The sequence below is a fragment of the Romboutsia sp. LXY-2 genome, from assembly GCF_056171995.1.
The window spans coordinates 195,052-220,967 of record NZ_JBKFGI010000003.1; the positions used below are offsets into that span (position 1 = coordinate 195,052).

A 25,916-nucleotide genomic window follows, 5' to 3' on the forward strand; every position below is an offset into this window, starting at 1 on the left:
CATAAAGATTGAAAGGAAACAAGTGAATATGTTAGAAAATGTATCAAACAGCGCAAAATTAATAGCTATTGGTGAAGATGGATTTAAAAATCTTGATTTAATTAAAGATACAGTTAAAGAAAATATGACATTTGAAAAAATAGCAATAAATCAAGATGTTGATAAAGATTATGTTAGAAATTTATTAGACGGAGTAGATATATTATTTCTAACTTACTCAACTGAAGATAGGAGAGCTAAAGATATCCTAAAGGCTATTGGATTTATGGCTAATGAGAGAAGAGTATTATCAATAGGTCTAAATTCTTCATTGAAAGAAGAAAAAGATGAGTTAAACATAGATAGACAGTTTGTGTTAACTGAAGACAATATGAGCAAGATTACTTCAATAATGAATATAATGATAGAATCAATATCAGATCTTTGTATGATAAATATAGATATTACAGATTTAAAAGAAGCTTTATGCAGTGATAAAGGTATAAAATATTCTTTTGAAGAGTTTGGAAAAGAAGAAACTATTGATAACGTAGCTGAGACATTAATAAATTCTTTAAATGAAGAAGGTAATGAGTTCAGTGGTAAAAAAGGAATATTATTTGTTGATATGGATAAAAACCATTGTGATAATAACAATATGTTAATTGTATTAAATGAATTACTTTCAAAGATACAAGCAAAATCAGAAGACACATATGAGTTAATTTTCTCTTTAAATATTAGAGATAATTCAGAAGATAAAGCTAGAATAGGATTAATATATAACTAAAATAAAAAAGGCTGCTACAAATAATTGTAGTCAGCTTTTTTTATTTAAATTTTAAGTTTTTCAAATCTTTAATATCTAAAGGTTTAGAATAATAGTAACCTTGAATGTAGAATTTTTCATTGTCGATTTTCTTTATTAAGTCACGTTGCTCTATTTCTTCTACACCTTCACAGACAAGTGTCTTATTAGAAAGTTTGCATAACTGAGAAATAAACTTCACTATTTCTTTTCTTATCATAGAATCTTCTATATCGTCTATAAAGTATTTATCTATTTTTACAATATTACAATCTAGTTTTTCTAAAATATCTAAGTTTGAATATTCAACACCAAAATCATCAATGGCTACTAAAAAACCAGACTTTTGTAATTGACTTATTGCAAACTGCATTTTAAGAACATCTTTCATTGCTATTTTTTCTACGATTTCTAAACATATTGTGTTTGGTTGTACATTATATTCTTTTGCAATATTAATAAATTCTTTAATAAATCTATCATCTTCAATTTCCTTAAAAGAAACATTTATTGATATATAGAAATTATTATTTTTTATACAGTCATAATCTTTGATAATATTATAATCTTCTATTGACCTCTTTAAGACCCAAATGGATACCTCATGCATCATATTATGTTCTTCAATATCTTTTATGAAAAAGTATGGTGATAATATTTTATCTCCAGATCTCATCCTAAGTAAAGCTTCGAGACCTTTGATTTCTTCAGTTTTAGGATTAATAATTGGTTGATAATGGATTAAATATTGATTTTTTTGTAAATTATCTCTTATTTCACTTTGTTTTCTTTTTATTTGTATTTTCGGTATTTTAGTTTTATAGATAAATGCAAATATGCCCATAACTATTATCCAAAACAGGAAGACTATTAACATTTTGTTATACTTATTTTTCTCTACATAAGCATTGAAGTACTTTTCGTGAAGTTTTGAAACTGGATTAGGTTCTTTTTCTCCGAAACTTTTAAAAACATGATTTATCCCATTGATTAAATCTTCATTTCCTTTTTTTGCTGCAATATATACAGGTCCTGCTGAATATTCAAATATTGTTTTAAATTTATCTAACTGATTATTGTTAATGGTTGAAATCGTAGCATCAACTTTGCTATCAATAAGAAGCTGATTTACTTCTTCATAAGATTTAGCTAGAACTAAATTAACTTTTATACCTCGAGTATTTAAAAAATCTAAAATCCACTCGGAGTTAGCCTCATTTTCAATGTAACCAAATCTTAAACCATTCAGACTTTCTAAGCTTCCGTAAGGAATATCCTTATTAGTATATATACCGAAATTTTCTATTGAAATTTGAGAATCCGCAAATATTAATTTTTTTAGACGTTCAGTAGTGATATTTATCCCTAACAATAAATCTACTTTGTTATTAGTTAATAAATTTATTAATTCGCTAACATCACAACTAACGTATTCAAATTCAACATTGAGTTCTTTTGTGATAAGTTTTAGTAATTCGTGATAATAGCCCGAGGGATATCCGTCAGCGTTGACATAAAAGTAAGGGTCATAATTATAAAAACCTACTTTTATAACTTTAGTAGGGGGATTATTTTCAGTTGTCCTTTTATTGTCAATATTATAAGCATATATGACTAAAGATGACTGAGTTATAAGGAAAACTGAGATTATAATACAAAATAAAGTATTGATTATTTTTTTCATTTTAAGCTCCATGATATATAATTGTAATATAATAAATATACAACAAAAATATTAAAATATCATTAATTTTGGTAAAATATGCATTTAATTGGAATAGAAGTGAATAATAAAGACATATATTTAGGTTCTTTAATATTCAATTGAACATACATAGTAAGTAGTAATATGAACAATCAATTTTGTATATGGAAAGAATTATATTATAAAAAATAGCTTCAGATGAAGTGTATTTGATTAAAAATATTTAAAATATTATTTTAATATTTAATGTTATATGGTTAAAATAAACAAGACTTGTTGACTAAAATAAGTATTTGTTATATGATAAATAATGTTGTATAATTTTAAATTAAAATTTATGTTAAGAAAGGAAATTTATCGATGTTACAAGTTACTAATGTTGGATTAAGATTTGGTGATAAAGAGTTATTCAAAGATGTTAACTTAAAATTCACTAAAGGTAATTGCTACGGGATAATAGGTGCTAATGGTGCTGGGAAATCAACTTTCCTTAAAATATTAGCTGGAGATATAGAACCAAATACAGGAAATGTTTCAATAACTGAAAAGGAAAGAATGTCTGTACTTAGACAGGACCACTTCAAATACGAAGAAGATACTGTATTAGACGTAGTTATAATGGGTCACGAAAGACTGTACTCTATAATGAAAGAAAAAGATGCTCTATACATGAAGGAAGATTTCTCTGAAGAAGATGGTATTAAAGCTGCTGAATTAGAAGGAGAGTTCGCTGAACTTGATGGATGGGATGCAGAAACTAATGCAGAAAGATTATTAATGGGTCTTGGACTACCTAAAGACTTACATTATAAGCAAATGAAAGACTTGAAAGGTGGAGAAAAGGTTAAGGTCTTATTAGCTAAGACATTATTCGGTAAGCCTGAAATACTAGTAATGGATGAACCGACGAACCACTTAGACTTCCAATCAATAAACTGGTTAAATGAATTCATAATGGGATTAGAAGATTCTATAGTTATAATAGTATCGCATGATAGACACTTCTTAAACCAAATATGTACAAACATAGTTGATGTTGACTTTGGAAAAATCCAAATGTACGTAGGGAACTACGACTTCTGGTATGAATCAAGTCAATTAGCTTTACAATTAGCTAAAGACCAAAATAAGAAAGCTGAAGAAAAGATAGCTCAATTAAAAGAGTTCATCGCAAGATTCAGTTCAAATGCTTCTAAAGCTAAACAAGCTACATCTAGAAAGAAACAATTAGATAAAATAGAGCTTGAAGACATACAACCATCTAGAAGAAAGTATCCGTATGTTGGATTTACTCCTGAAAGAGAAATAGGAAATGAAGTATTAGAAGTTGAAGGATTAACTAAAACTGTAGATGGTGTTAAGGTTTTAGATAATGTATCTTTCAGATTAGATAGAGAAGATAAAGTTGCATTCTTAGGTGACGAGATAGCAATAACAACATTATTTAATATAATAATGGGTGAAGACACTGCAGATAGCGGTACTTTCAAGTGGGGAGTAACTACTTCACAATCTTACCTTCCTAAAAATCATAACCAATACTTCGATGGAGTTAGCTACTCTTTAGTTGACTGGTTAAGACAATACTCTGAAGAAAAGAGTGAAAGTTTCATAAGAGGATTCTTAGGTAGAATGTTATTCTCTGGAGAAGAAGCTCTTAAAGAAGCTCAAGTTTTATCTGGAGGAGAAAAGGTTAGATGTATGTTATCTAAGTTAATGTTATCAAATGCTAACGTTTTAGTTTTAGATGATCCTACTAACCACTTAGACCTAGAGTCTATAACTTCTGTAAACAAAGGTTTAGAAAAGTTCAACGGTGTTATGTTATTCAACTCTCATGACCACGAAATGATTCAAACTCTTGCTAACAGAATAATAGAAATTACTCCTGGTGGATTAATGGATAGAAAAACTACTCTTGATGAGTACTTAGAAAACAAAGATATACAAAAACAATTAAAAGAAATGTATGGAGATACAAAGAAGTAATTGTAAGTAATGTATATCTAATAAATTAAAACTTAATAATATAGGTTTTGAAATACCTTTTATATTCGATAAGATGAAGAACATCTATGTTCTACTTTTTCAAATATAGGAGGTATTTTTTATGCAATTAATAGATGCAATAGCAGAGTATATTTAAAATAGTGAACCTAGGGTAGTACCTATAAGCGAGTTATTAGAAAAGCAAATGAGAAGATACAAAAGAATTAAAGAAGAGTACTTTAAGAACTTAAAAAAAGAAAGTATTATAGAAGACTTTTATATACTCTCAAAAAGTGGAAATAGAATGTGGCAACAAATTATAGAAAGAGGTAATATTCTTGATTTTGTGCTATACTGGTAATGTGGTAGAACTTTCAAAACTGTAAAATATTCAACCAACCGCCAACTGTATGTGGAGCGAAAACTAAGGCATGAAACATACAGAGTTATTTCTATTCACAAGCCAATTAGGGGGGCTACTGGGAACGGAAACTGAAGGTTAATTTAAGTGGAGAGTAGTTCGCAGATAAAAAATATTTAAAGAAAAAAGGGGGATTTAACTTGGCTAAAATTGTGATTAAAAGTGAAATCTTAGAAATGATGCTTTATATTTGGGATTCGGTACATCAAAAGGAAAAGATAGCAGATTCATTTTTTATAGGACTATCGGATCAAACGGATATGAAATATCTATATGATGATGACTTTACAAAGGAATCTGTAAGAAAGGTACTTTCCGCAATATCAAACAGAGAGCTTCTAAATAAACCAACAAAAAAGGAAAGTAGATACTGGAATAAAAATATGTGGATGCTTGAAGATTTGGAATTTACAAATATGATGATAGCACCAGTAAAGCAGCTTAATTTAGACTATATGGAAGATAAATTAAGTAAGGAAGAATATGAGGTAATATTTATTCCAGGACATATGGATGAATATTATATTGATGAAAATAAATTAATAATCAATTTCTTTAATATTATGGTAGATTTATTTGGGGAAGGCCCAGTAACAATATCAGGTAAACCATTTAATGAATATATAGAAGAAAAGCTTCTTAGTATATAACTAGGAGCGATAAACAGTTAAAATAAATCGATCCTACAAACCACTTAGACTTAGAATCTATAATTTCTGTAAATAAAGAGCTTGAAAAGTTCAATGTTGTTATGTTATTCAACTCTCATGACCACGAAATGATACAAATCTTGCTAACCGAATAATAGAAATTACTCCTGGTGGATTAATGGATAGAAAAACTACTTTAGATGAATACTTAGAAAATAAGGATATACAAAAACAATTAAAAGAAATGTATGGAGATACAAAGAAGTAATTTCTATATTTTAAAATAAAACACTCAATCTATGTTATATAATTATTTAAAGTTATATGTTAACTTTGAAAAATAATACATAACATAGATGTGAGTGTTTTTTATTATTTTCTATGTCATTGTTAGAAAAACGAATAATATACAAATATTATAAAAAAACATTTGATTTTAATGAAAAAATACGTACGTAAAAATATTAAAATAAAAAAATGTTTATATATTTACGGATTATGTTGTAATAAAATATCGGAATATGATATAATTAGTTAAAATAATGATAACTAGGGGGAAAGTATGTTTACACTTATAGATATTGTTCAACCAACTACGGTAGAAGAAGCATACGAAGCTTTAACAAAAAGAAAAAACAACCAATTAATAGGTGGAAGCGCCTTTTTAAGAATGGGTAAAAAAAGAATAGGAACAGGAATAGAATTATCAAATCTAAACCTGGATTACATAAAAGAAGATGACAATTATATAGAAATAGGCGCAATGACAACGTTTAGACAGCTAGAAACTAGCAAGGAACTAGAAGAAAACTTTGGTAGTATCATAAAAGATTCAGTAGCAAATATCATAGGGGTACAATTTAGAAGTATTGTAACAATTGGAGCGACAGTATTTTCAAAGTATGGATTTTCAGATTTAATAGTAGCGCTACTTTGTCTTGATACAGAAGTAGAACTATGTAAGGCTGGAAGAATCTCTTTAGATGAGTTTTTAAATAGGGAATATGAAAAAGATTTTTTAACTAAGATATACATTAAAAAGAGTAGAAAAAAATCAGAGTATAAGTCATTAAGAAATGCACAAAGTGACTATCCATTAGTAAATGTTTCAGTTTCTAAGGAAAATGATAACTTTAAGATCTGTGTTGGAGCTAGACCTCAAAGAGCTAAAGTTGCTAAAAAAGCTAGTGAGTTTTTATCAGCTAACGAATTAAATGAAGAAAATATAGCTAAATCAGCTCAAATAGCTGTAGATGAGCTAAGCTTTGGAACAAATATGAGAGCAACTAAAGAATATAGATATGCTATGGCTAAGGTATTAATAAAAAGAGCAATCAAGGAGGTCATATAATGTTAGCAGAACTTAAAGTAAATGGAAAAATAAGGAAAGTTGATATAGAGTGTGAAGAATATTTAGTAGATACATTAAGAAAACTTGGAAACTTAAGTGTCAAAAGAGGATGTGACACAGGATGTTGTGGTTTATGTTCTATATGGGTAGATAAAAAACCAGTATTATCTTGCGCAACATTAACTGTAAGAGCTTTGAATAAAGAAATAACTACAATAGAAGGAATAGAAAAAGAAGCGAGTGAATTTGCTAAAATATTAGTAAGTCAAGGAGCTGAACAATGTGGTTTCTGTTCACCAGGTTTTATAATGACAGTTGTTGCAATGAAGGAAGAGTTAGAAAATCCAACGGAAGAAGAAATAAAGCATTATTTAACAGGAAACTTATGTAGATGTACAGGTTATATGGGACAGTTAAGAGCCATAAAAACTTATCTGGGGGTAAAGTAGTATGAACATAGTAGGTAAAAGTATTGCAAAGATAGATGGAATGACAATAGCTACAGGTAAGCCTGTATATACTGATGATTTAGCAGCAAAGGATGCATTAGTTGTGAAAATACTTAGAAGTCCATATGCACATGCTAAGATAAAAAATATAGATGTTAGTAGAGCATTAATGATTGATGGAGTAGAATGTGTACTTACATATAAAGATGTTCCTGATACAAGATTTACACTTGCTGGACAAAGTTACCCAGAGCCATCTCCATACGATAGACTAATACTTGAAGATACTGTAAGATATATAGGAGATGAAGTTGCTATAATTGCAGCAGTAGATGAAAAGACAGCTGTTAAAGCTATGAGAATGATTAAAGTTGAATATGAAGTATTAGAACCAGTACTTGACTTTGAAAAAGCAGCAGAAACTGATGTATTAGTTCATGATACTCATAGACACACTAACTTTGATATAGGAATGATTAGAGAAAGAAATATAGTATCTACTCATGATTATACTAAAGGTGATGTAGAAAAAGTTATGAATGACTGTGATGTTATAGTAGAGGAAACTTACTATACACAACCTCAGCTTCACGGAATGATGGAAACGTATAGAGCATATAACTACCTAGACCATATGGGAAGACTAGTAGTTGTAACATCAACACAAATACCTTTCCACGTAAGACGTCACTTAAGTAGAGCACTTAATTTACCTTCGAGTAAGATAAGAGTTATAAAGCCAAGAATAGGTGGAGGTTTTGGCGGTAAGCAAACAGCTTGTGTTGAAATATTCTCTGCAATAGTAACATTAAAAACTGGAAAACCTGCAAAAATAATATATGATAGAAAAGAAACATTAAACTGTTCAACTAGTAGACATGCTATGAAGATGAATGTAAAAATAGGTGCTACAAAAGACGGAATAATAAAAGCTATAGATATAGATGCATTATCTGATACAGGTGCATATGGAGAACATGCTTCAACTACATTTGGTTTAGTTGGAGAAAAAACTATGCCTTTATACAATAAATTAGAAGCATCAAGATTTAGGGGAAATGTTGTATATACTAATAAAATGCCAGCAGGTGCATTTAGAGGATATGGAGCAAGTCAAGGATGTTTTGCTGTTGAGTCAACAATAAATGTATTAGCAAATAAATTAAAAATGGATCCTACAGAAATAAGACTTAAAAATATAATAATGGAAGGTGAAACTTCATTTGCATATGGAAAGAAAATAAATTCTGTGGATTTAGTTAAGTGTATAGAAAAAGGAAAAGAGCTTATTAAATGGGATGAAAAATATCCATGTAAGGACTTAGGAAATAGAAAAGTAAGAAGTGTTGGTATGGCTCTTACTATGCAAGGTTCGGGAATAGCTAACATTGATACTGCAAGTGTTGAAATAAAATTAAATGACGATGGAAACTACACATTATTAGTAGGTTCAACAGATATGGGGACAGGTAGTGATACAATACTAGCCCAAATGGTTTGTGAAATACTTGAAACTTCTATGGATAATATAACAGTAGTTTCAGCAGATACAGATGTTGTGCCTTATGACCCAGGTTCTTATGCTTCATCTACTACTTATGTAACAGGTATGGCAGCAGTTAAAGCAGCAAGAGAACTAAGAGAAAAAATAATAACTACTGGTGCACAAATTCTTAATGTAGATGAAGACTATGTTGAGTTTGACGGTGAAAAAGTATTTATGGATGATAAGAGTGTTTCAATATTTGACCTAGCAGTTAACTTCACAATGGGCGTAGATAAAATGCAGTTAGTAGGATATGCTTCACATGGAAGTCCAGTTTCACCACCACCATATATAGCAGGATTTGTTGAAACAGAAATAGATAAAGAAACAGGTAAAGTAGAAATAGTTGATTATGTAGCAATAGTAGACTGTGGAACGGTAATAAATAAAAACTTAGCAAAAGTTCAAGTTGAAGGTGGAATAGTTCAAGGTATAGGTATGGCTCTATTTGAAGAAATAAGATTTACTGATTCAGGTCAATTAGATACTAACACTTTTATGCAATATAAAATTCCTGCAAGATGTGATGTTGGAAATATAATAGTTGATTTTGTGGAAACATATGAGCCAACAGGTCCTTTTGGAGCTAAATCTGTTGGAGAGGTAGTTTTAAATACACCATTACCAGCTATACAAGAAGCAGTATTTAATGGTGCAGGAGTAAGGATTAATACTTTACCAATAACACCAGAAAAAATATTTATGGAAATGAATAAATAATATATAAAGATATCTCTGTGATTACGGAGATATCTTTTTTAATAAAATTTTATTAAACTGTAAAAATAGTATAAAATAGTAAGATGCATGTAAAGAAATAAATCTTAATTTGAATTTATAAAAAAATTATATTTTTCTAAAACTTTTTATATATTTAATATCGTCTATATAAGTGTAACATGTACAGGAGGCCTTGAAATGATATGAAATTATTGAGCTCAAGTAAGAAATTTAAAGAAAAAGCATTTACAGAGTACATAGTCCAAAATAAAAATTCATTTTATAGAGTGGCATACAGTTATGTAAAAAATGAACAAGATGCACTAGATATTGTTCAAGAATCAATATATAAAGGACTATCAAATATTGATAAATTAAAGTCTGTAGATTCAATTAAACCATGGTTTTATAAACTATTAATAAATACATCAATAGATTATATAAGAAAAAATAAGAAGTACGTACAATTAGAAGAAGATGTAGAACTTGAAAATCTAGTGTATTATGACAAAAACACAGAGATAGATTTACAAGATGCTTTAAGCAAACTACCAGAAGAATACAAAAGTATTATTATACTAAGATATTTTGAAGATATGAAGCTTAGTGATATTTCAAATGTGTTAGACGAAAATATTAATACTATTAAAACAAGGTTATACAAAGCTTTAAAGTTATTAAAAATTCATATTGATATAGAATGATGAAGGAGAAATATATGAAAGAAAAAGAAAAATTGCAAAAATTAATAGATGACTATAATAGCATTGAAATACCTGATGAGCTAGAATATTTAGTTATGGATTCAATTGGTAAAAAGAAGAAAAATATTAAATTTAAGAAAGTTATTTCAATGGCAGCAAGTTTAGCAATAGTATTTGTAGGAAGTGTAAATATAATTCCAACATTTGCTGACAGTCTAGAAGGTGTTCCAGTATTAGGCAATATCGTTAAAGTAGTAAGATTATCAAATTATAGCATCTATAGAAATGGATTTGATATTTCTATAGATGTTCCAAAGTTAGAAGGATTAAAAGATAAGGAACTAGAGAAAGAATTAAATGAAGAATTAGAAAGAGAAGCGAAAGACTTATATAATGAATATCTAAAAGAAATTAAAGAACTAGAAAAAGATAATATACCAGGTAGAGAAATGGTTCAATCTTGGTATGAAGTTTTAACAGATAATGATAAGATATTCTCTATGGTTGTATATAATTACTATGCACAAGGATCAAGTAATACAACAAGAAAAATCTATAATATTGATAAGAAAAATGAAATTGCAATAACATTAAAAAGCTTATTCAAAGATAAAGATTATATAAGTGTAATAAGTGAAAATATAAAAGCTCAAATGATTGAGCAAATGAAGTCTGACCCTGATAAAGTTTATTGGATAAATAGTGAAACGCCAGATATAGACTTTAAAGAAATAAAGGCAGATCAAGGATTTTATATTAATGACAATAATGAAATAGTAATATGCTTTGACAAATATGAAGTAGCTCCTGGAGCTATGGGATTAGTAGAGTTTGCTATTCCTAAAACTGTAATAGATATAGAAAAGAACATTTAACCTAAAATTACACTTAATGCCCTTGAAATCTAAAAAATAGATTTTAAGGGCATTTTTATTAAACATTGTTTTAAATTTTTAAAGAATATATTACAAAACAAACTATTATATTATGAAATAAGAATAATATAGAGAAAGGATAAATATATAGTAACATCGTATTAATTATATTAGATAGAATATTAATTTAGGCCAGATTAGAAAAATAGAAGATTTTAAGGAATTATAAAGTTATTGTCAAATTTAGCACATTTAGTGAATGAGATAAATTTGACAGAGTATTTTTAGCTAGAATAGTTAATTATAAGGGGGCTTTTTTATGAGTATGAACTTAATAGGTGTTCCAATTAATTATGGATGTGACAAAGAAGGTGCACAATATGGTCCAAGTAAACTTAGGCAATCTGGAATTATGGAATTAATGAAAAAAAATGAGGTAGAATATTACGATATTGGGGACATATATGTTCCTGATGTTAAATGTGAGGATAAGTATAAATCAAATCCTAACATTAAATACTATGAAGCAATATATGAAGTTAATAAAAACTTAGCTCATGTAGTATACAATTCATTGGAAAGTGAAAGCTTCCCTATTATTATAGGAGGGGACCATTCACTAGCTTTAGGAACTATTTCTGGAGCAAGTAAACATTTTGAGAATTTAGGGATTGTTTGGTTAGATGCTCATGGGGACTTTAATACAGATGAAACTTCTAATAGCAAAAACTCTCATGGTATGCCTTTAGCACTTGTCTGTGGTTATGGTGATGAAGACCTTGTTAACTTATATCATGAAAATATTAAGGTAGAAGAAGAAAACGTTTTTCATATTGGTGGAAGAGATTTTGATGAAAAAGAGAAGGAATTATTAGATTCTAGTAAAGTAAATTTATATTGTAATAAAAAGATAGAAAAACGTGGTTTTGAAAATATTTTAGATGAGATAATTGAGAAATGTGAAGAACAAAATATAGAAGCTATTCACCTAAGCTTGGATATAGATTTTTTAGATGAAGCATTAGTACCTGGAACTGGTACTAGAGTAAAAGGTGGGTATAATGTAGAAGAAGCAAAATATATTTTAGATAGAATATTTAGTACTGGTTTGGTAAAGTCTTTAGACCTTGTAGAATATAATACTGTTTTAGATGAAGAAAGTAAAACATTAGATATCTGTATGGAATTATTGGAATATATAATAAAATCCCATAAAAAATTAGAGGCATTTAATGCATAAATAATAAAGGTAAAAGCTGAGATGGTAAATTAATTTACTAGCTTAGCTTTTTTGCATTGATTAGTATGTTAAAAGATAGTCACTGTAATTTGTTAGATTATAGAGGAATATTGCCTTTGGTGTAATATTATATTATAGTAACAAATTTTTTTGTTAAGGAGATAAAGATGGATAATGAATTATATATTGAGGTTGTTAGAAGTATTTTAGAAAATATTGATGAGGGTATTCACTTTATTGATAGTAATTATAAGACTTTAATTTATAATAATGCAATGGCAAAGCTTGAAGGAATGAATAAGGAGGATATTCTAAATAAATCTTTTTCAAATGTATCTAAAACAATGAATATTAAAAATAGTACTTTGTTAGATGTTTTAAAAAACAAAAGGTCTATAGAAGATAATGTTCAAAAGTATTTAAACCAAAATGGGAAAGAGATAACTACGATAAACACTACTATTCCAGTTATTATAAAAAATAATCTTATTGGAGCACTTGAAATATCAAAAGATATGACTCAGATTAAATGCTTAATGGACCAAGTCCAAAAGCTTGAAGAAGTTAAAAATATAAAAATACATAATCCTGAAAAAATCGGATATTCATTTGAAGATATAATAGGTGAAAGTGAAACCATAAAAAAAGCCATAAATATTTCAAAAAAAGCATCAAAGTCTGATGCTACTGTATTGATTTATGGTGAGACGGGAACCGGAAAGGAACTTATTAGCCAATCAATTCATTATGCAAGTAAAAGATGTGACAAGCCATTTATAGCTCAAAATTGTGCAGCACTTCCAGAGAGCTTATTAGAGGGTATATTATTTGGAACTGTAAAAGGTGGATTTACAGGTGCAATTGATAGACCTGGACTTTTTGAACAAGCAAATAAGGGTACTCTTTTATTAGACGAGATAAACTCTATGCCATTACAACTTCAAGCAAAATTACTTAGAGTATTGCAAGAAGGTTATGTAAGAAGAGTAGGTGGTACAAAAGATATACCAATAGATGTTAGAGTAATAGCTACTACAAATGAAAATCCATTAGATATTTTAGAACAAGGTAAATTAAGAAAAGACTTATATTATAGGTTAAATGTAATATATATTCAAATCCCCCCATTAAGGGAGAGGGAAGAAGATGTATTATTACTTAGCGATAAATTTATTAAAAAATATAACAAAAAGCTTGGTAAAAATGTAAAAGGTATAGATAGTGAGTGTATATCTGTTCTTAAGAAACAATATTGGCAAGGCAACGTAAGGGAATTAGAAAATATTATCTATTCAAGTATGAGTATGATGGATGAAGATGAAAAAATCAAAATTGAAGATATGAATCTAAATTACTATGGCAATGAAAGTCAACATGATACTTTAATAATTGATATTGAATCTAAACCTTTGGACTGGATTATTGCGGATATAGAAGAAAAATATATTAACGAGGCTTTAGATAAAGCTAGTGATAATATTACAAAGGCAGCGGCAATACTAGGAATAGGAAGGCAGAATTTGCAGTACAAAATGAGAAAGTATAATATTAAAAGAAGTTTTTAAAAGTGAATAGAAATTAAATACGACTATTAAAATAGCTTCATTCTAATATTTAGAATGAAGCTATTTTATGTATTAGGAAACTATGACGACTCGTAATATGTGACTAAATTGTAATTCTTGTAATATATCTATAAAAGGTTAAATTAGGTATAATAGTTTTAGAATAGTACAAAGGAGAAAAAAATGCAAAAGATACTAATAGTAGAAGATGATAGCACAATAGCTTTCAGTATGAAATATGCACTTGAAGCTGAAGGTTATAATGTAAGTAGTGCTAATAATATAGAAAATGCTAAAAAAATGTTACATGCAAATAACTTTGATTTAATATTGTTAGATATTATGCTTCCTGATGGAACTGGATATGGATTATGTGAGGAAATTAGAAAAAGTAGTGAGATACCTATAATATTTTTAACTGCCTGTGATGAAGAAGTAAACGTAGTAATGGGATTAGACATAGGAGGAGATGACTATATTACAAAACCATTTAGAGTAAGAGAACTTATGTCTAGAATTAGAGCAGTATTAAGAAGAAAATCATCTAAGAAAGAAGAAGATAATAATTTAGTTCTATTTGGTGATATTAAAATTGCTACTTTAGAAGCAAGAGTATTTAAGAGTGGTGAAGAAATTTTCTTAACAACTGCAGAATATAAGTTATTACTAATATTAATTCAAAATAAAGGAATTGTACTAAGTCGAGTACAGATTTTAGAAAAACTTTGGGATGTATCTTATGATTTTGTAAATGATAATACATTAACTGTTTATATAAAAAGACTTAGAGAAAAAATAGAAGATAATCCATCTTCTCCTAAATATATTATTACAGCGAGAGGGTTAGGATATAAGTTTGTAGGAAGTGATAACAATGGTATTTAGGAATCCAGAAGTAAAAAGATTTTTTTCAAAGTTTCTTGTTGTTATATTTCTAAGTGGTTTTCTTATATTTGGATTTAGTAATTTGATATTAAATACTTTAAAAGAAAGTGTAATAGAAAATAATCAAATAATAATTGGAACTATCGTAAAAAAATATCCAGAACTAGAAGAAGATATTGTAGGTATAGTTACTCAAGGAAGAAACACAGAAAATTTAAGTTTAGGAAAAGAGATATTAGAAAAATACAGTTATACTAATGATATAAAAAAGTTAATGAGCCAATAATTGAAAAAAATAAGCTAGGTATTTATAAATATAATAGTATTTTGGTGATTATAATAGTTATAATACTATTGTTTATTTTTATGGAGTTTATGATAAAGTTATACAAGGATATTACTGATATGACTAACTATGTTTATTATAGCTCAGAACATAAAAATTATAATATGAGAAATAAAAATCAAGAAGGTCAGATTGGGCTTTTAAAAACAGAGTTAATAAAAATGACTAATATACTAAGGGAAAATGTTGAGTTATTAAAAAATGAAAAAATCTTTTTAAATAATGCTATGTCAGATATTTCTCATCAATTAAAAACACCTATGACATCTTTAATAATTCTAAATGATATTATGTATGATGATATACCTAAAGAAGTTAGAACAGACTTTTTAGATAAAACCAAATCTCAGCTTAACAGGATGGAATGGTTAATAAAAAGTATGCTTAAGTTATCAAAAATTGAAGCAAAAGTTATTGATTTTAAAAAAGAGGAAATCAACATAAATGAGCTAATTCATAAATCAATAGAGCCTAGTAAAATGCTTATAGAGCTTAAAAATATTGATTTAAGCATAAGTGGGTCTGATGATGCAAAGCTTATTGGAGATATTAATTGGACTGTAGAAGCTATTGTTAATATTATTAAAAACTGTGTTGAACATACTCAAAGTGGTGGGAAACTAGAAATTTATTATGCGGAAAATCCTATGTATAGTGAGATTTTAATTAAAGATAATGGAGAAGGAATAGAGAAAGAAGAAATACCTAAGATATTTAAAAGATTTTATAAAGGTAAAAACTCTAGTAAAGAAGACAGTATTGGAATAGGTCTTGCTATGGCTAAGTCGATTATTGATAGTCAGGGAGGAGATATTTATGTGAGAAGTAAAAAGAATGAGGGAACAGAATTTCATATTACTATTCATAAGTCTTATAATAAATAGCATCATAATTAATCATTTCATAATAGATAGAGTTAAAAAAGCAAAAAATATTGCATTAACGCAAAATTTTTTGCTTTTTTTTATTTGAATTATAAATATTGAAATGAATAATTAATAAAAAAAGAAATTTAAAAATAATTATAAAAGTTGATAATTTTCTAACTAATATTAAATCACTTAATTACAGAGAAAATTATATATATAAATAAAATATAAAAATTTAAATGCCTACTTTGGCATTTTTTTTGCTTTAATACCAAATGTGTAAAATAATAAATAATAAATAAAATTTAAATATAAAAAATAAGGGGGAAGAAAAAATGAGAAACTTAAGAGTTGGTATATGGGGATTTGGAGCAATGGGAAGTGGGATGGCAAAAATGTTATTAAAGAAAAAAGGTGTTGATATAGTAGCAGTATGTGATAGAAATGCAGCAAGAAAAGATAGAAGTATGTACGATGTACTTGGAATAGAAAGAGGAGAAAGACCAGAAGTAATAATAACAGAAGATCCTGAAAAAGTATTTACTGAGAAGGGAATGGACGTAGCTTTACTTGCTACTGACTCATTTACTAAAAAAGCATTTGATAGAATTAAGCTAGTACTTGAAAAGAAAATAAACGTTGTTTCAACTGCTGAAGAATTAGCTTATCCACAAGCTCAAGAGCCAGAATTAGCAAGACAATTAGATGAAATAGCAAAGGCAAATGGAGTAACGGTACTTGGAACAGGAATAAACCCAGGATTCGTTTTAGACTTATTAATATTAGCTCTTTCAGGAACTTGTGAAGAAGTTGAACATATAAAAGCTTCAAGAGTAAATGACTTATCTCCATTTGGTAGAGCAGTAATGGTAGAACAAGGTGTTGGAGTAACAAGAGAAGCATTTATAGAAGGTGCAGAAAATGGAACTATAGCAGGTCATGTTGGATTCCCTGAATCAATTAACATGATAACAGATGGTATAGGATGGAACTTAGAAAAAGTAGAGCAAACTAGAGAGCCAATAATGAGTAGTGTGTATAGAAAATCTGAGTATGCTGAAGTTTTAGCTGGTAATGTTGCAGGATGTAAGCAATGTGGAGTAGGGTATGTTGATGGAGAAGTTAAGATAGAAATGGAGCATCCTCAACAAATATTACCTCACTTAGAAGGACAAAGTACAGGAGATTACATCACAATAACAGGAACTCCAAATATAAATCTTCAAATTACTCCAGAAATACCAGGTGGAATAGGAACAATAGCAATGTGTGTAAACTCAATACCTCATGTAATAAATGCTAAGCCGGGGCTTAAAACAATGTTGGATATACCAGTTCCAAGAGCAATGATGGGAGATGTAAGAGAATTAGTTGATTTAGAAGAAACTGTAGAAATCGATGCTTAAAATAATTAACTATTAATACTAGTCTAGAGATTTGGGGGATTTTTAAAATGGATGCTAAACATGGCGATTGGGTAACGATTCACAATATAGTACTACAGTCACATGAAAGAGCTCCACAAGTTCCAGAGGATACTAAGCTTGTTCCTCTGGAAATGTGGGTTAAAGGCTTTATTGAAGGTGACGCAAACATAGGGGATTTAGTTGAGATAAAAACTATATCAGGTAGAATAGAAAAAGGAAAGTTATTAAACATAAATCCTTATTACACTCATGATTATGGTAAATGTATACCAGAGCTACTTCAAATAGGATTACAAGCAAAAGAAATTCTATTTGGAGGTGAAGATAATGAGTAGAGATATGAGTTATAAAGGTGTAATGAGTAGAAATAATGAGATAATGAAAAATGCAATAGGTATAGACTATACTAGCTTTGAATCAGGAGGAATATCTTTTGACTACGAAGCTATGATGAGAGAAACAGGCTATACTTTAGATGATATAGAAAAAATACAAGGAAAATATGCTGTTGGTAATACGCCTTTACTTGAACTTAAAAACATTACAGCTTTAGCAAGAACTGTAGCACCAGATGGGAAAGGTGCTAGAATTTTTATAAAAGATGAGGCTGCTAATGCTTCGGGTAGTTTTAAGGCTAGAAGAGCAGCTACTGCAGTTTACCATGCTAAGAAATTAGGTTATAAAGGTGTTATAGCAGCAACAAGTGGAAACTATGGTGCAGCTGTTGCCAGCCAAGCAGCAATGCAAGGATTAAAATGCATAATAGTTCAAGAATGTTATGATAGCAGAGGTGTAGGTCAACCTGAAATAATTGAAAAAGCTAGAAAGTGCGAAGCTTTAGGTGCTGAAGTTATTCAATTAAGTGTTGGACCAGAATTATTCTATAAGTTTTTATCACTTTTAGAAGAAACCGGATACTTTAATGCTTCATTATATTCTCCATTTGGTATAGCTGGAGTAGAGACTCTTGGTTATGAAATATGTAAGCAACTAAGAGAAAGAGAAGGAAAAAATCCAGATGTAGTAGTTTGTACAAATGCTGGTGGAGGAAATTTAACTGGTACTGCAAGAGGACTTATTAAAGCTGGCGCTACTGATACTGTTGTTGTTGGAGCCAGTGTGAACTTAAAAGGCCTTCATATGGCTAGCGATAATCAATTTAATAAAAAATCATTTACTACAGGTCATACTGGGTTTGGTATACCATTTTGTACTTGGCCAGACCGCTCAGATGTGCCAAGATCAGCTGCAAGACCACTTCGATATATGGATAGATATGTAACAGTAAACCAAGGTGAAGTATTTTATATGACTGAACTACTTGCACAACTTGAAGGAATAGAAAGAGGTCCAGCAGGAAACACTTCTCTCGCGGCTGCATTTAGTTTGGCTCAGGAGCTAGATCAAGATCAGATTATAGTAGTTCAAGAAACAGAATATACTGGAGCAGGAAAACATATAGCACCACAGCTTACTTTTGCAAGAGAAAATGGAATAAAAATATTATTTGGAAATCCTATTGATGAGATATGCGGGGAAAATCTAGTATTACCTTCTCATCCTAGTCTTTTAAAAGCTAGAGATATGGATATGGATAATATAAGAAAGTCATATATTAAAAACTGTTTAGTAAATAATCTGAGGGATGATATAAATGAAGCAGACTTAGATTACTTAGTTAGAGATACTAACAGTAGTATAGAGTTTGTTAAAGGGGCTATTGAAGAAATAAGTTTAAAGAGTTTATAGATACGGGGGAGGTATCATATGCAAAAGAGAGCAGATGATTTTGAAGTAAGAAGATCTCATTTAAAAGATTTATCAGATAAAGAGCTTTACGATAGATTTTGGCAATTAGCAACAGACATTGTTGCACCAATGTTAGAGTTAGGTAAAAAAAATACTACACCTTCAATAGAAAGATCAATACTTTTAAGAATGGGATTTTCTTCATTAGAAGCAAAGCCAATAGTTGAAGGCGTAATTGATAGAGGTTTAATGGGAAAAGGTGCAGGTAATGTGATTTATAAATTAGCTAAAGAAAAGAATGTTAGCATAAGAGAAGCAGGTCTTATGTTAGTAGAAGGTGAAGGATGGGATGAGGTAGTCAGTTTATTTAATAAGGAGGTGGCTAAATGCTAAAGGAAAATAAAAAATTAGATATAGATTATATCTTACAAGATTTAGAAAATTATAGACCTAAAAGAAGAGGTTGGACTTGGAGAGAAGAAGATAAGGAATTAGAAATGGGTCCATTTAAGTATTCTAATTGCTCTGCTCCATTAAATGAAAGTGTAGCACTTCCTTCAGCAAAATATTTTAATAATATAGATCCGCAACCAACTCCAGTAATAACTACTGAAATAGCATCTGGAAGATTTGAAGACGATATAAGAAGAATGAGAATGGCAGCTCATCATGGTGCTGACCATATAATGGTAATAAGAACTGCAGGTCAATCACACTTTGATGGACTAATAGAAGGTACTCCTCAAGGTATAGGTGGGGTTCCTATAACTAGAAAGCAAATAAGAGCTCAAAGAAAAGCACTTGATTTTATAGAAGAAGAAGTAGGAAGACCAATAAACTACCATTCTTATGTAAGTGGAGTTGCAGGTCCTGAAGTTGCAGTAATGTTCGCAGAAGAAGGAATAAATGGAGCTCACCAAGACCCACAATACAACGTACTTTATAGAAATGTAAATATGATAAGATCATTTGTTGATGCTTGTGAAGCTAAAAATGTTATGGTATTTGCAGATATGGCTCAAATAGATGGCGCTCATAATGCAAATGCTACTGCAAGAGAAGCTTGGAAGGTTATGCCAGAGCTTATGGTACAACATGCTCTAAACTCAGTTTTCTCTTTTGAAGTAGGAATAAAGAAAGATAATATATGTTTATCTACAGTTCCTCCAACAGCTCCACCAGCACCATGTTTAAAAATAGATTTACCTTATGCAGTAGCTTTAAGAGATTTCTTTGATGAATATAAAATGAGAGCTCAAATGAACACAAAGTATATGGAGTCTTCTACTAGAGAAGCTACAGTTACTCATGTATTAAATTTATTAACTTCTGTACTTACAAGAGCTGATATACAATCAACTATAACTCCTGATGAAGGAAGAAACGTTCCTTGGCATATGTACAACATAGAAGCTTGTGATACTGCAAAGCAAGCACTAGTTGGTATGGATGGATTAATGGATATGATTCAGCTTAAAGATGAAAGTGAACTAAGAAATACAGCTAGAGAATTAAAGGAAAGAGCAGTATTATACATGGAAGAAATAGCTGAGGTAGGAGGATACTTTGAAGCTGTAGAGCAAGGATTCTTTGTTGACTCAGGATTCTATCCTGAAAGAAATGGAGATGGAATATCTAGAAAGATAAAAGGTGGGGTAGGAGCAGGAACAGTTTATGAAAGAGAAGAAGACTATTTTGCACCTGTTACAGCACACTTTGGTTATAATAATGTAGCTCAATATGATGAAGCATATATTGAAAACCCTGCTAACTTAATAGGTGGTTGTACATTTGAAGACCCAGATAAAATAGTTTATATAGATGAACTAGATGAATTTGATAATGTACATGTAAGACTTAAGGAAAATGAAGAATTCAGAAATTCAACTTTAATAAAACCAGAGATGGAATGGTGTGCAGATGGTACAGTAATGCTTACTATGATGCTACCTACAGATGTTAGAACTGCAGAATTCGCAGCAATAGAATTTGCTAAGAAAATGAACCTTGAAGAAGTAGAGGTTATCCATAGAGAAGTAATGCACTCTGCTGAAGGAACAAGAATAGAGTTAAAAGGAAAAGTTCCATTTAGCATAGATATAAGTGAATTGGTAATACCTGAAGAGCAGAAAGTATTAACTGATGATGAAATAAGAGAAGATATTGAAAAAAATCCTTTAAAGATTGTTTGTGCAACAGTAGGAGAAGATGAACACTCTGTTGGACTAAGAGAAATAATAGATATTAAACACGGTGGAATAGAAAGATTTGGTATAGAGTGTCACTACTTAGGAACTTCAGTACCTGTTGAAAAACTAGTAGATGCAGCCATCGAGTTAAATGCTGACGCGATACTTGCTTCAACAATAATTAGTCATGATGACATCCACTATAAAAACATGAAAAAGCTTCATGAGTACTGTGTAGAAAAAGGTATAAGAGAAAAGATTATGGTAGCTTGTGGAGGAACACAAGTAACTCCAGAAATAGCTGTACAACATGGAGTAGATGCAGGTTTTGGAAGAAACAGTAAAGGTATTCATGTTGCTACATTCTTAGTTGAAAAACGAAGAGAGATGATGGCTTCAAATGAAAATTAATGTTTTAGTTGCAGAGATAGGTAGTACAACGACAGTAGTAAATGCATTTAACAATATTAATAGTGAAAGCCCTGACTTTATAGGTCAGGGCCAAGCACCTACTACAGTTTTTGAGGGTGGAGATGTAAGATGTGGTTTAGAGGGGGCTATAAAGGATTTAGCTAAAAATCTTGGTATTGAAAGTATAGAATATGATGATATGTTTGCTACATCCAGTGCAGCAGGGGGCCTAAAAATGACTGTACATGGATTAGTTTATGATATGACTGCAAAGGCTGCTAAAGAAGCAGCACTTGGTGCGGGAGCTATAATACACAAGGTAACAGCTGGAAAACTTAGAAGAACGGACTTAAAAGAAATTAAAGAGATTAAGCCAAATATTATTTTGATAGCGGGGGGCGTAGATTACGGAGAAAGAGACACGGCCCTATATAATGCAGAATTAATTGCAGGCTTAAATTTAAAGATACCAGTTATATATGCTGGTAATGTTGAAAATAGAGAAGAGATTAAGCTTATTTTTGAAGATACCAATTACGATTTATATATAGTAGACAATGTTTATCCTAAGATAGATATGTTAAACATTGAGCCAACTAGAGAAGTTATACAAGATGCATTTGAGAAACATATCATTAATGCACCAGGTATGAAGTATATTAAAGAAATGGTAAATGGGAACATTACACCTACACCAGGTGCAGTAATGGAAGCTTCAAAAATGCTTTATAAATATATTGGAGATTTAATAACATTAGATGTTGGCGGAGCTACTACAGATTTACATTCAGTAACTGATGGCAGTGAGGCCATAAGCAGAATATCAGTAAACCCAGAGCCACAAGCTAAGAGAACTGTTGAAGGTGATCTCGGGGTTTATGTTAATATGAAAAATATAGTAGAGATAATTGGTAAAGATAAATTGGAAAAGGAGTTAAGTTTAGATATTGATGAAATAATGTCTAATTACTTGCCTATACCAAAAACTGAAGAACAAATAGCTTTTGTAGAAAGACTTACAAAAGAAGCTGTAGTAAAAGCAACATTAAGACATGCAGGAAGAATAAGAAATATTTATGGAACTAGTGGAAAAAGTAGAATTGCAGAGGGAAAAGATTTAACGGAAGTTAAATATGTTATTGGTACAGGTGGAGCTTTAACTCGTCTACCAAATAGAGTAGCTATTATGGAGTATATGACTAATTACAATAACAATAAAGAACTTCTATTTCCAAAAGAAACTGCAAAGATACTAGTAGATAATGATTATATAATGGCATCTCTTGGGGTCTTATCAAAGAAATATGAAAAAGCATCCTTAAAGCTTATGTTAAAAAGCTTAGAGTTTGAGGAGGATAAAGTATGTATCCCAGATTAGAAATTGATATAAGAAAGTTAAGAGAGAATGCAAAAATACTATGCGATAAATGTCATAAAAATAATCTACAGGTTGCAATGGTTACGAAGTCTTACTGTGCTATGCCATCTGTAGTTGAAGAAATAGCTAAAGAAGATATAGATTACTTAGCTGATTCTAGAATAGAAAATCTTAAAAACTTGCAACATATAAACCTACCCAAAATACTTATTAGAATTCCTATGCTTTCAGAGTTAGAAGAAGTAGTACAGTATGCAGATATTAGTTTTAGCTCTGAGCTTTCAGTAATAAATAAATTAAATGAAATTTCAAAATCTAAAAATTTAGTTCATAAAGTAGTGTTAATGGTAGATTTAGGAGATCTAAGGGAAGGATGTTTCTATGAAGAAGAGATTTATTGTATGGTTGAGAATATTTTAAAACTAGATAATGTAGAACTAGTAGGTATTGCAACAAATCTTACTTGTTATGGAGCAGTATTACCTTCAAAAGAAAACTTAGGTAGGCTAGCTAAGATAGGTAATGAGATTAAGGAAAAGTATAATATAGAGTTAGAATTTATTTCTGGAGGGAACTCTAGTTCACTTTATTTATTAGACAATAATGAGATGCCAAAAGAAATAACTAATCTTAGGCTTGGAGAAGCTATAGCCCTAGGTCGTGAAACAGCTTACGGGCAAACTATTGCAGGTGCAAATGAAGATGCTTTTAAGTTAGTTTGTGAAATTGTGGAGATAAAAGAGAAGCCTTCATTACCAATAGGTGAAATAGGTCTAGATGCTTTTGGAAATAAGCCTTACTATGAAGATAAAGGAATAATGAAAAGAGCAATACTTGCAATAGGTAAACAAGATATTGATATAAACTCTATTACCTTATGTAATAAAGATTTAGAAATTTTAGGAGCAAGCTCTGACCATATGTTACTTAATATAACTAATAGCAAAGTTGAGTACAAAGTTGGAGACAAGATAGATTTCTTATTAGAATATGGCGGTCTTATGTCTGCTGCGACAAGTAAATATGTACACAAAGAAATATTAACAGAAACTGCATTAGCTTAGCATCCAACAATAATGTCCACTAACCTATTCTAGCTAAGCCTAGAATGGGTAGAAATAAATTATATAAGGGGGAACATATTTTGGAAAAAAAGCCAAAAGTCTCAAGAAAAGCAACAGCAGGTGAAGCACTAATACCAGTATTGTTTTTGATAGCAGTACTAGCTTACTCTCTAGTTAAACTAGGGGCAGACCCACATATACCGCTAATTCTAGGTGCATTTGTAGCGGGGCTTATAGGAATCTTCAGGTTAGGATTTACTTGGAAGGAACTTGAAGAGGGCGTTTTAGACACTATAAGAATGGCAATGCAAGCAGTACTAATACTTATGGTTGTAGGAACATTAATAGGAACTTGGATATTAAGTGGAACAGTTCCTGCAATGATTTATTGGGGACTGAAAATACTATCACCTGGTATTTTCTTAGTGGCAACATGTCTTATCTGTGCAATTGTATCTCTTGCGACAGGTTCATCATGGACTACAGCAGGAACAGTTGGGATAGCACTTATAGGAATAGGTCAAGGCTTAGGAATGCCAGCACCACTTGTAGCTGGTTCAATAATTTCTGGAGCTTACTTTGGTGATAAAATGTCGCCATTATCTGATACTACAAATTTAGCACCAGCAATGGCAGGTTCAAATTTATTTGAGCATATAAAGCACATGGTATATACTACAGGACCAGCATTATTGATAGCACTAGTAATGTATGGCGTAATAGGTATGAAATATGCAGGTAAAGAACTAGATTTAGCAGAAATTCAATTAATAAGTTCTACTTTAGAAGGAGCTTTTAAGACTTTATCACCAGTTTTATTAATACCACCTGTTGTTGTTATACTTATGGTTGTATTTAAAATGCCGGCTTTACCTGGACTAATAATCGGAACATTACTTGGAGGGCTTTTTGCAGGAATATTCCAAGGTGCTGATTTAGCAACAGTTGTTGATGCAGCTCACTATGGATATTCTTCAGAAACTGGTGTGCAGATTGTTGATGAACTATTAGTTCGTGGTGGATTAGATGGTATGATGTGGACAGTGTCGCTGATTCTTTGTGCTTTAACACTTGGTGGAATTTTAGAAAAAACAGGTATGCTTGAGGCTTTAGCAAATTCATTATTGAAGTTTGCAAAAGGAACTTTTGGTTTAGTATTTGCAACCATAATCTCTTGTATAGGTGTAAACTTAGCAACAGGTGAGCAGTACTTATCAATAGTTTTACCAGGAAGAATGTATAAAAATGAGTATAGAAAAAGAGGATTACATCCGAAGAATCTTTCAAGAGCTCTTGAAGATAGCGGAACGTTGTTATCTCCACTTATTCCGTGGAATACATGTGGTGCTTTCATGTGGACTACATTAGGAGTGCATCCATTTGCTTACTTACCATTTGCATTCTTAAATTTAATAAATCCATTGGTTTCCCTGTTTTATGCTGCAACAGGTTTAACAATGGAAAAATTGCCTCCTGAAGAAATGAAAATCGTGGAGAAGGAAATAGAAGAAGGAGCATTATAAAAAATTGGGTTTTGCGAAAGTTTGATAATTACCGGCGGTCGGTAAGAAATATTAGTTCTCTTCCATGCAGGCA

23 protein-coding genes are annotated in these 25,916 nt (G+C 30.2%); 22 read left to right on the forward strand and 1 reads right to left on the reverse strand.

Features of this window, described 5'->3' with window-relative positions; translation table 11 throughout:
- The first annotated feature begins 28 nt into the window (after positions 1 to 28).
- Entirely contained in the window at positions 29 to 769 is a 741-nt protein-coding gene (locus ACI48P_RS06775) for a cell division protein (RefSeq protein WP_475214724.1), read from the forward strand.
- 40 nt (positions 770 to 809) lie between these two features.
- On the opposite strand, the gene ACI48P_RS06780 is transcribed toward ACI48P_RS06775, so the two are convergent.
- Positions 810 to 2,471, reverse strand: coding sequence for an EAL domain-containing protein (locus tag ACI48P_RS06780; protein ID WP_475214725.1), 1,662 nt, complete (start codon positions 2,469 to 2,471; stop codon positions 810 to 812).
- 381 nt (positions 2,472 to 2,852) lie between these two features.
- Between ACI48P_RS06780 and ACI48P_RS06785 the strand changes: the two genes are divergently transcribed.
- The 21 genes from ACI48P_RS06785 to nhaC all read left to right on the forward strand — a co-directional run bounded on the left by ACI48P_RS06785 (position 2,853) and on the right by nhaC (position 25,843).
- Positions 2,853 to 4,481 carry an ABC-F family ATP-binding cassette domain-containing protein gene (locus ACI48P_RS06785; protein WP_475214726.1) on the forward strand — a complete coding sequence of 543 codons (1,629 nt, stop codon included), beginning with the start codon at positions 2,853 to 2,855 and terminating at the stop codon, positions 4,479 to 4,481.
- 205 nt (positions 4,482 to 4,686) lie between these two features.
- Entirely contained in the window at positions 4,687 to 4,842 is a 156-nt protein-coding gene (locus ACI48P_RS06790) for a hypothetical protein (protein ID WP_475214727.1), read from the forward strand.
- A gap of 200 nt (positions 4,843 to 5,042) precedes the next feature.
- Positions 5,043 to 5,552: a TDE2712 family protein gene (locus tag ACI48P_RS06795; protein ID WP_475214728.1), complete on the forward strand. Its 510-nt coding sequence runs from the start codon at positions 5,043 to 5,045 to the stop codon at positions 5,550 to 5,552.
- A gap of 562 nt (positions 5,553 to 6,114) precedes the next feature.
- The gene (locus tag ACI48P_RS06800; protein WP_475214729.1) at positions 6,115 to 6,903 is read left to right on the forward strand and encodes an FAD binding domain-containing protein; all 789 of its coding nucleotides are present in this window, start codon (positions 6,115 to 6,117) and stop codon (positions 6,901 to 6,903) included.
- On the forward strand, positions 6,903 to 7,352 hold the full coding sequence (locus ACI48P_RS06805) for a (2Fe-2S)-binding protein (RefSeq protein ID WP_475214730.1): 450 nt from the start codon (positions 6,903 to 6,905) through the stop codon (positions 7,350 to 7,352). The genes ACI48P_RS06800 and ACI48P_RS06805 overlap by 1 nt, the downstream gene beginning before the upstream one ends.
- 1 nt (position 7,353) lies before the next feature.
- Positions 7,354 to 9,618 carry a xanthine dehydrogenase family protein molybdopterin-binding subunit gene (locus ACI48P_RS06810; protein ID WP_475214731.1) on the forward strand — a complete coding sequence of 755 codons (2,265 nt, stop codon included), beginning with the start codon at positions 7,354 to 7,356 and terminating at the stop codon, positions 9,616 to 9,618.
- A 203-nt stretch (positions 9,619 to 9,821) separates the two neighbouring features.
- Positions 9,822 to 10,322 (forward strand): RNA polymerase sigma factor, encoded by a 501-nt coding sequence (locus ACI48P_RS06815; protein ID WP_475214732.1) that lies wholly within the window; start codon positions 9,822 to 9,824, stop codon positions 10,320 to 10,322.
- A gap of 14 nt (positions 10,323 to 10,336) precedes the next feature.
- On the forward strand, positions 10,337 to 11,197 hold the full coding sequence (gene rsiV / locus ACI48P_RS06820; protein WP_475214733.1) for an anti-sigma-V factor RsiV: 861 nt from the start codon (positions 10,337 to 10,339) through the stop codon (positions 11,195 to 11,197).
- 319 nt (positions 11,198 to 11,516) lie between these two features.
- Positions 11,517 to 12,437 (forward strand): arginase, encoded by a 921-nt coding sequence (rocF, locus tag ACI48P_RS06825; protein ID WP_475214734.1) that lies wholly within the window; start codon positions 11,517 to 11,519, stop codon positions 12,435 to 12,437.
- A 167-nt stretch (positions 12,438 to 12,604) separates the two neighbouring features.
- Positions 12,605 to 14,002, forward strand: a complete 1,398-nt coding sequence (locus ACI48P_RS06830) for a sigma-54 interaction domain-containing protein (protein WP_475214735.1) — start codon at positions 12,605 to 12,607, stop codon at positions 14,000 to 14,002.
- Positions 14,003 to 14,185: 183 nt separating this feature from the next.
- Complete coding sequence (locus tag ACI48P_RS06835; RefSeq protein ID WP_475214736.1) at positions 14,186 to 14,887, forward strand: response regulator transcription factor; 702 nt, start codon at positions 14,186 to 14,188, stop codon at positions 14,885 to 14,887.
- Positions 14,877 to 15,173 (forward strand): hypothetical protein, encoded by a 297-nt coding sequence (locus ACI48P_RS06840; protein ID WP_475214737.1) that lies wholly within the window; start codon positions 14,877 to 14,879, stop codon positions 15,171 to 15,173. Before ACI48P_RS06835 ends, ACI48P_RS06840 begins: the two co-directional genes overlap by 11 nt.
- An 89-nt stretch (positions 15,174 to 15,262) precedes the next feature.
- Complete coding sequence (locus ACI48P_RS06845; RefSeq protein WP_475214738.1) at positions 15,263 to 16,117, forward strand: sensor histidine kinase; 855 nt, start codon at positions 15,263 to 15,265, stop codon at positions 16,115 to 16,117.
- A gap of 320 nt (positions 16,118 to 16,437) precedes the next feature.
- Positions 16,438 to 17,508, forward strand: coding sequence for a 2,4-diaminopentanoate dehydrogenase (gene ord / locus ACI48P_RS06850; RefSeq protein WP_475214739.1), 1,071 nt, complete (start codon positions 16,438 to 16,440; stop codon positions 17,506 to 17,508).
- 47 nt (positions 17,509 to 17,555) lie between these two features.
- Entirely contained in the window at positions 17,556 to 17,864 is a 309-nt protein-coding gene (ortA, locus tag ACI48P_RS06855; RefSeq protein WP_475214740.1) for a 2-amino-4-oxopentanoate thiolase subunit OrtA, read from the forward strand.
- On the forward strand, positions 17,857 to 19,278 hold the full coding sequence (gene ortB, locus ACI48P_RS06860) for a 2-amino-4-oxopentanoate thiolase subunit OrtB (protein WP_475214741.1): 1,422 nt from the start codon (positions 17,857 to 17,859) through the stop codon (positions 19,276 to 19,278). Before ortA ends, ortB begins: the two co-directional genes overlap by 8 nt.
- 18 nt (positions 19,279 to 19,296) lie before the next feature.
- On the forward strand, positions 19,297 to 19,671 hold the full coding sequence (locus ACI48P_RS06865) for an ornithine aminomutase subunit alpha (protein WP_475214742.1): 375 nt from the start codon (positions 19,297 to 19,299) through the stop codon (positions 19,669 to 19,671).
- Positions 19,665 to 21,878: a D-ornithine 4,5-aminomutase subunit OraE gene (oraE, locus tag ACI48P_RS06870; protein WP_475214743.1), complete on the forward strand. Its 2,214-nt coding sequence runs from the start codon at positions 19,665 to 19,667 to the stop codon at positions 21,876 to 21,878. Before ACI48P_RS06865 ends, oraE begins: the two co-directional genes overlap by 7 nt.
- Positions 21,868 to 23,256: a GlmL-related ornithine degradation protein gene (locus ACI48P_RS06875; RefSeq protein ID WP_475214744.1), complete on the forward strand. Its 1,389-nt coding sequence runs from the start codon at positions 21,868 to 21,870 to the stop codon at positions 23,254 to 23,256. Before oraE ends, ACI48P_RS06875 begins: the two co-directional genes overlap by 11 nt.
- Positions 23,241 to 24,320, forward strand: a complete 1,080-nt coding sequence (gene orr, locus ACI48P_RS06880; RefSeq protein WP_475214745.1) for an ornithine racemase Orr — start codon at positions 23,241 to 23,243, stop codon at positions 24,318 to 24,320. Before ACI48P_RS06875 ends, orr begins: the two co-directional genes overlap by 16 nt.
- Before the next feature lie 80 nt (positions 24,321 to 24,400).
- Complete coding sequence (gene nhaC, locus ACI48P_RS06885) at positions 24,401 to 25,843, forward strand: Na+/H+ antiporter NhaC (protein ID WP_475214746.1); 1,443 nt, start codon at positions 24,401 to 24,403, stop codon at positions 25,841 to 25,843.
- The last annotated feature ends 73 nt before the right edge of the window (positions 25,844 to 25,916 follow it).

Bases quoted from the DNA above. Each gene is read 5' to 3' on its own strand.
- ACI48P_RS06810 (WP_475214731.1), top strand. From the start codon at position 7,354: ATGAACATAGTAGGTAAAAGTATTGCAAAGATAGATGGAATGACAATA.
- ACI48P_RS06840 (WP_475214737.1), top strand. From the start codon at position 14,877: ATGGTATTTAGGAATCCAGAAGTAAAAAGATTTTTTTCAAAGTTTCTT.
- oraE (WP_475214743.1), top strand. From the start codon at position 19,665: ATGCTAAAGGAAAATAAAAAATTAGATATAGATTATATCTTACAAGAT.
- ord (WP_475214739.1), top strand. From the start codon at position 16,438: ATGAGAAACTTAAGAGTTGGTATATGGGGATTTGGAGCAATGGGAAGT.
- ACI48P_RS06835 (WP_475214736.1), top strand. From the start codon at position 14,186: ATGCAAAAGATACTAATAGTAGAAGATGATAGCACAATAGCTTTCAGT.
- orr (WP_475214745.1), top strand. From the start codon at position 23,241: ATGTATCCCAGATTAGAAATTGATATAAGAAAGTTAAGAGAGAATGCA.
- ortB (WP_475214741.1), top strand. From the start codon at position 17,857: ATGAGTAGAGATATGAGTTATAAAGGTGTAATGAGTAGAAATAATGAG.
- ACI48P_RS06805 (WP_475214730.1), top strand. From the start codon at position 6,903: ATGTTAGCAGAACTTAAAGTAAATGGAAAAATAAGGAAAGTTGATATA.
- ACI48P_RS06790 (WP_475214727.1), top strand. From the start codon at position 4,687: ATGAGAAGATACAAAAGAATTAAAGAAGAGTACTTTAAGAACTTAAAA.
- ACI48P_RS06875 (WP_475214744.1), top strand. From the start codon at position 21,868: ATGAAAATTAATGTTTTAGTTGCAGAGATAGGTAGTACAACGACAGTA.
- ACI48P_RS06865 (WP_475214742.1), top strand. From the start codon at position 19,297: ATGCAAAAGAGAGCAGATGATTTTGAAGTAAGAAGATCTCATTTAAAA.
- ACI48P_RS06780 (WP_475214725.1), bottom strand. From the start codon at position 2,471: ATGAAAAAAATAATCAATACTTTATTTTGTATTATAATCTCAGTTTTC.
- ACI48P_RS06800 (WP_475214729.1), top strand. From the start codon at position 6,115: ATGTTTACACTTATAGATATTGTTCAACCAACTACGGTAGAAGAAGCA.
- rocF (WP_475214734.1), top strand. From the start codon at position 11,517: ATGAGTATGAACTTAATAGGTGTTCCAATTAATTATGGATGTGACAAA.
- ACI48P_RS06775 (WP_475214724.1), top strand. From the start codon at position 29: ATGTTAGAAAATGTATCAAACAGCGCAAAATTAATAGCTATTGGTGAA.
- ACI48P_RS06815 (WP_475214732.1), top strand. From the start codon at position 9,822: ATGAAATTATTGAGCTCAAGTAAGAAATTTAAAGAAAAAGCATTTACA.
- ACI48P_RS06830 (WP_475214735.1), top strand. From the start codon at position 12,605: ATGGATAATGAATTATATATTGAGGTTGTTAGAAGTATTTTAGAAAAT.
- ACI48P_RS06785 (WP_475214726.1), top strand. From the start codon at position 2,853: ATGTTACAAGTTACTAATGTTGGATTAAGATTTGGTGATAAAGAGTTA.
- ortA (WP_475214740.1), top strand. From the start codon at position 17,556: ATGGATGCTAAACATGGCGATTGGGTAACGATTCACAATATAGTACTA.
- rsiV (WP_475214733.1), top strand. From the start codon at position 10,337: ATGAAAGAAAAAGAAAAATTGCAAAAATTAATAGATGACTATAATAGC.
- ACI48P_RS06845 (WP_475214738.1), top strand. From the start codon at position 15,263: ATGATAAAGTTATACAAGGATATTACTGATATGACTAACTATGTTTAT.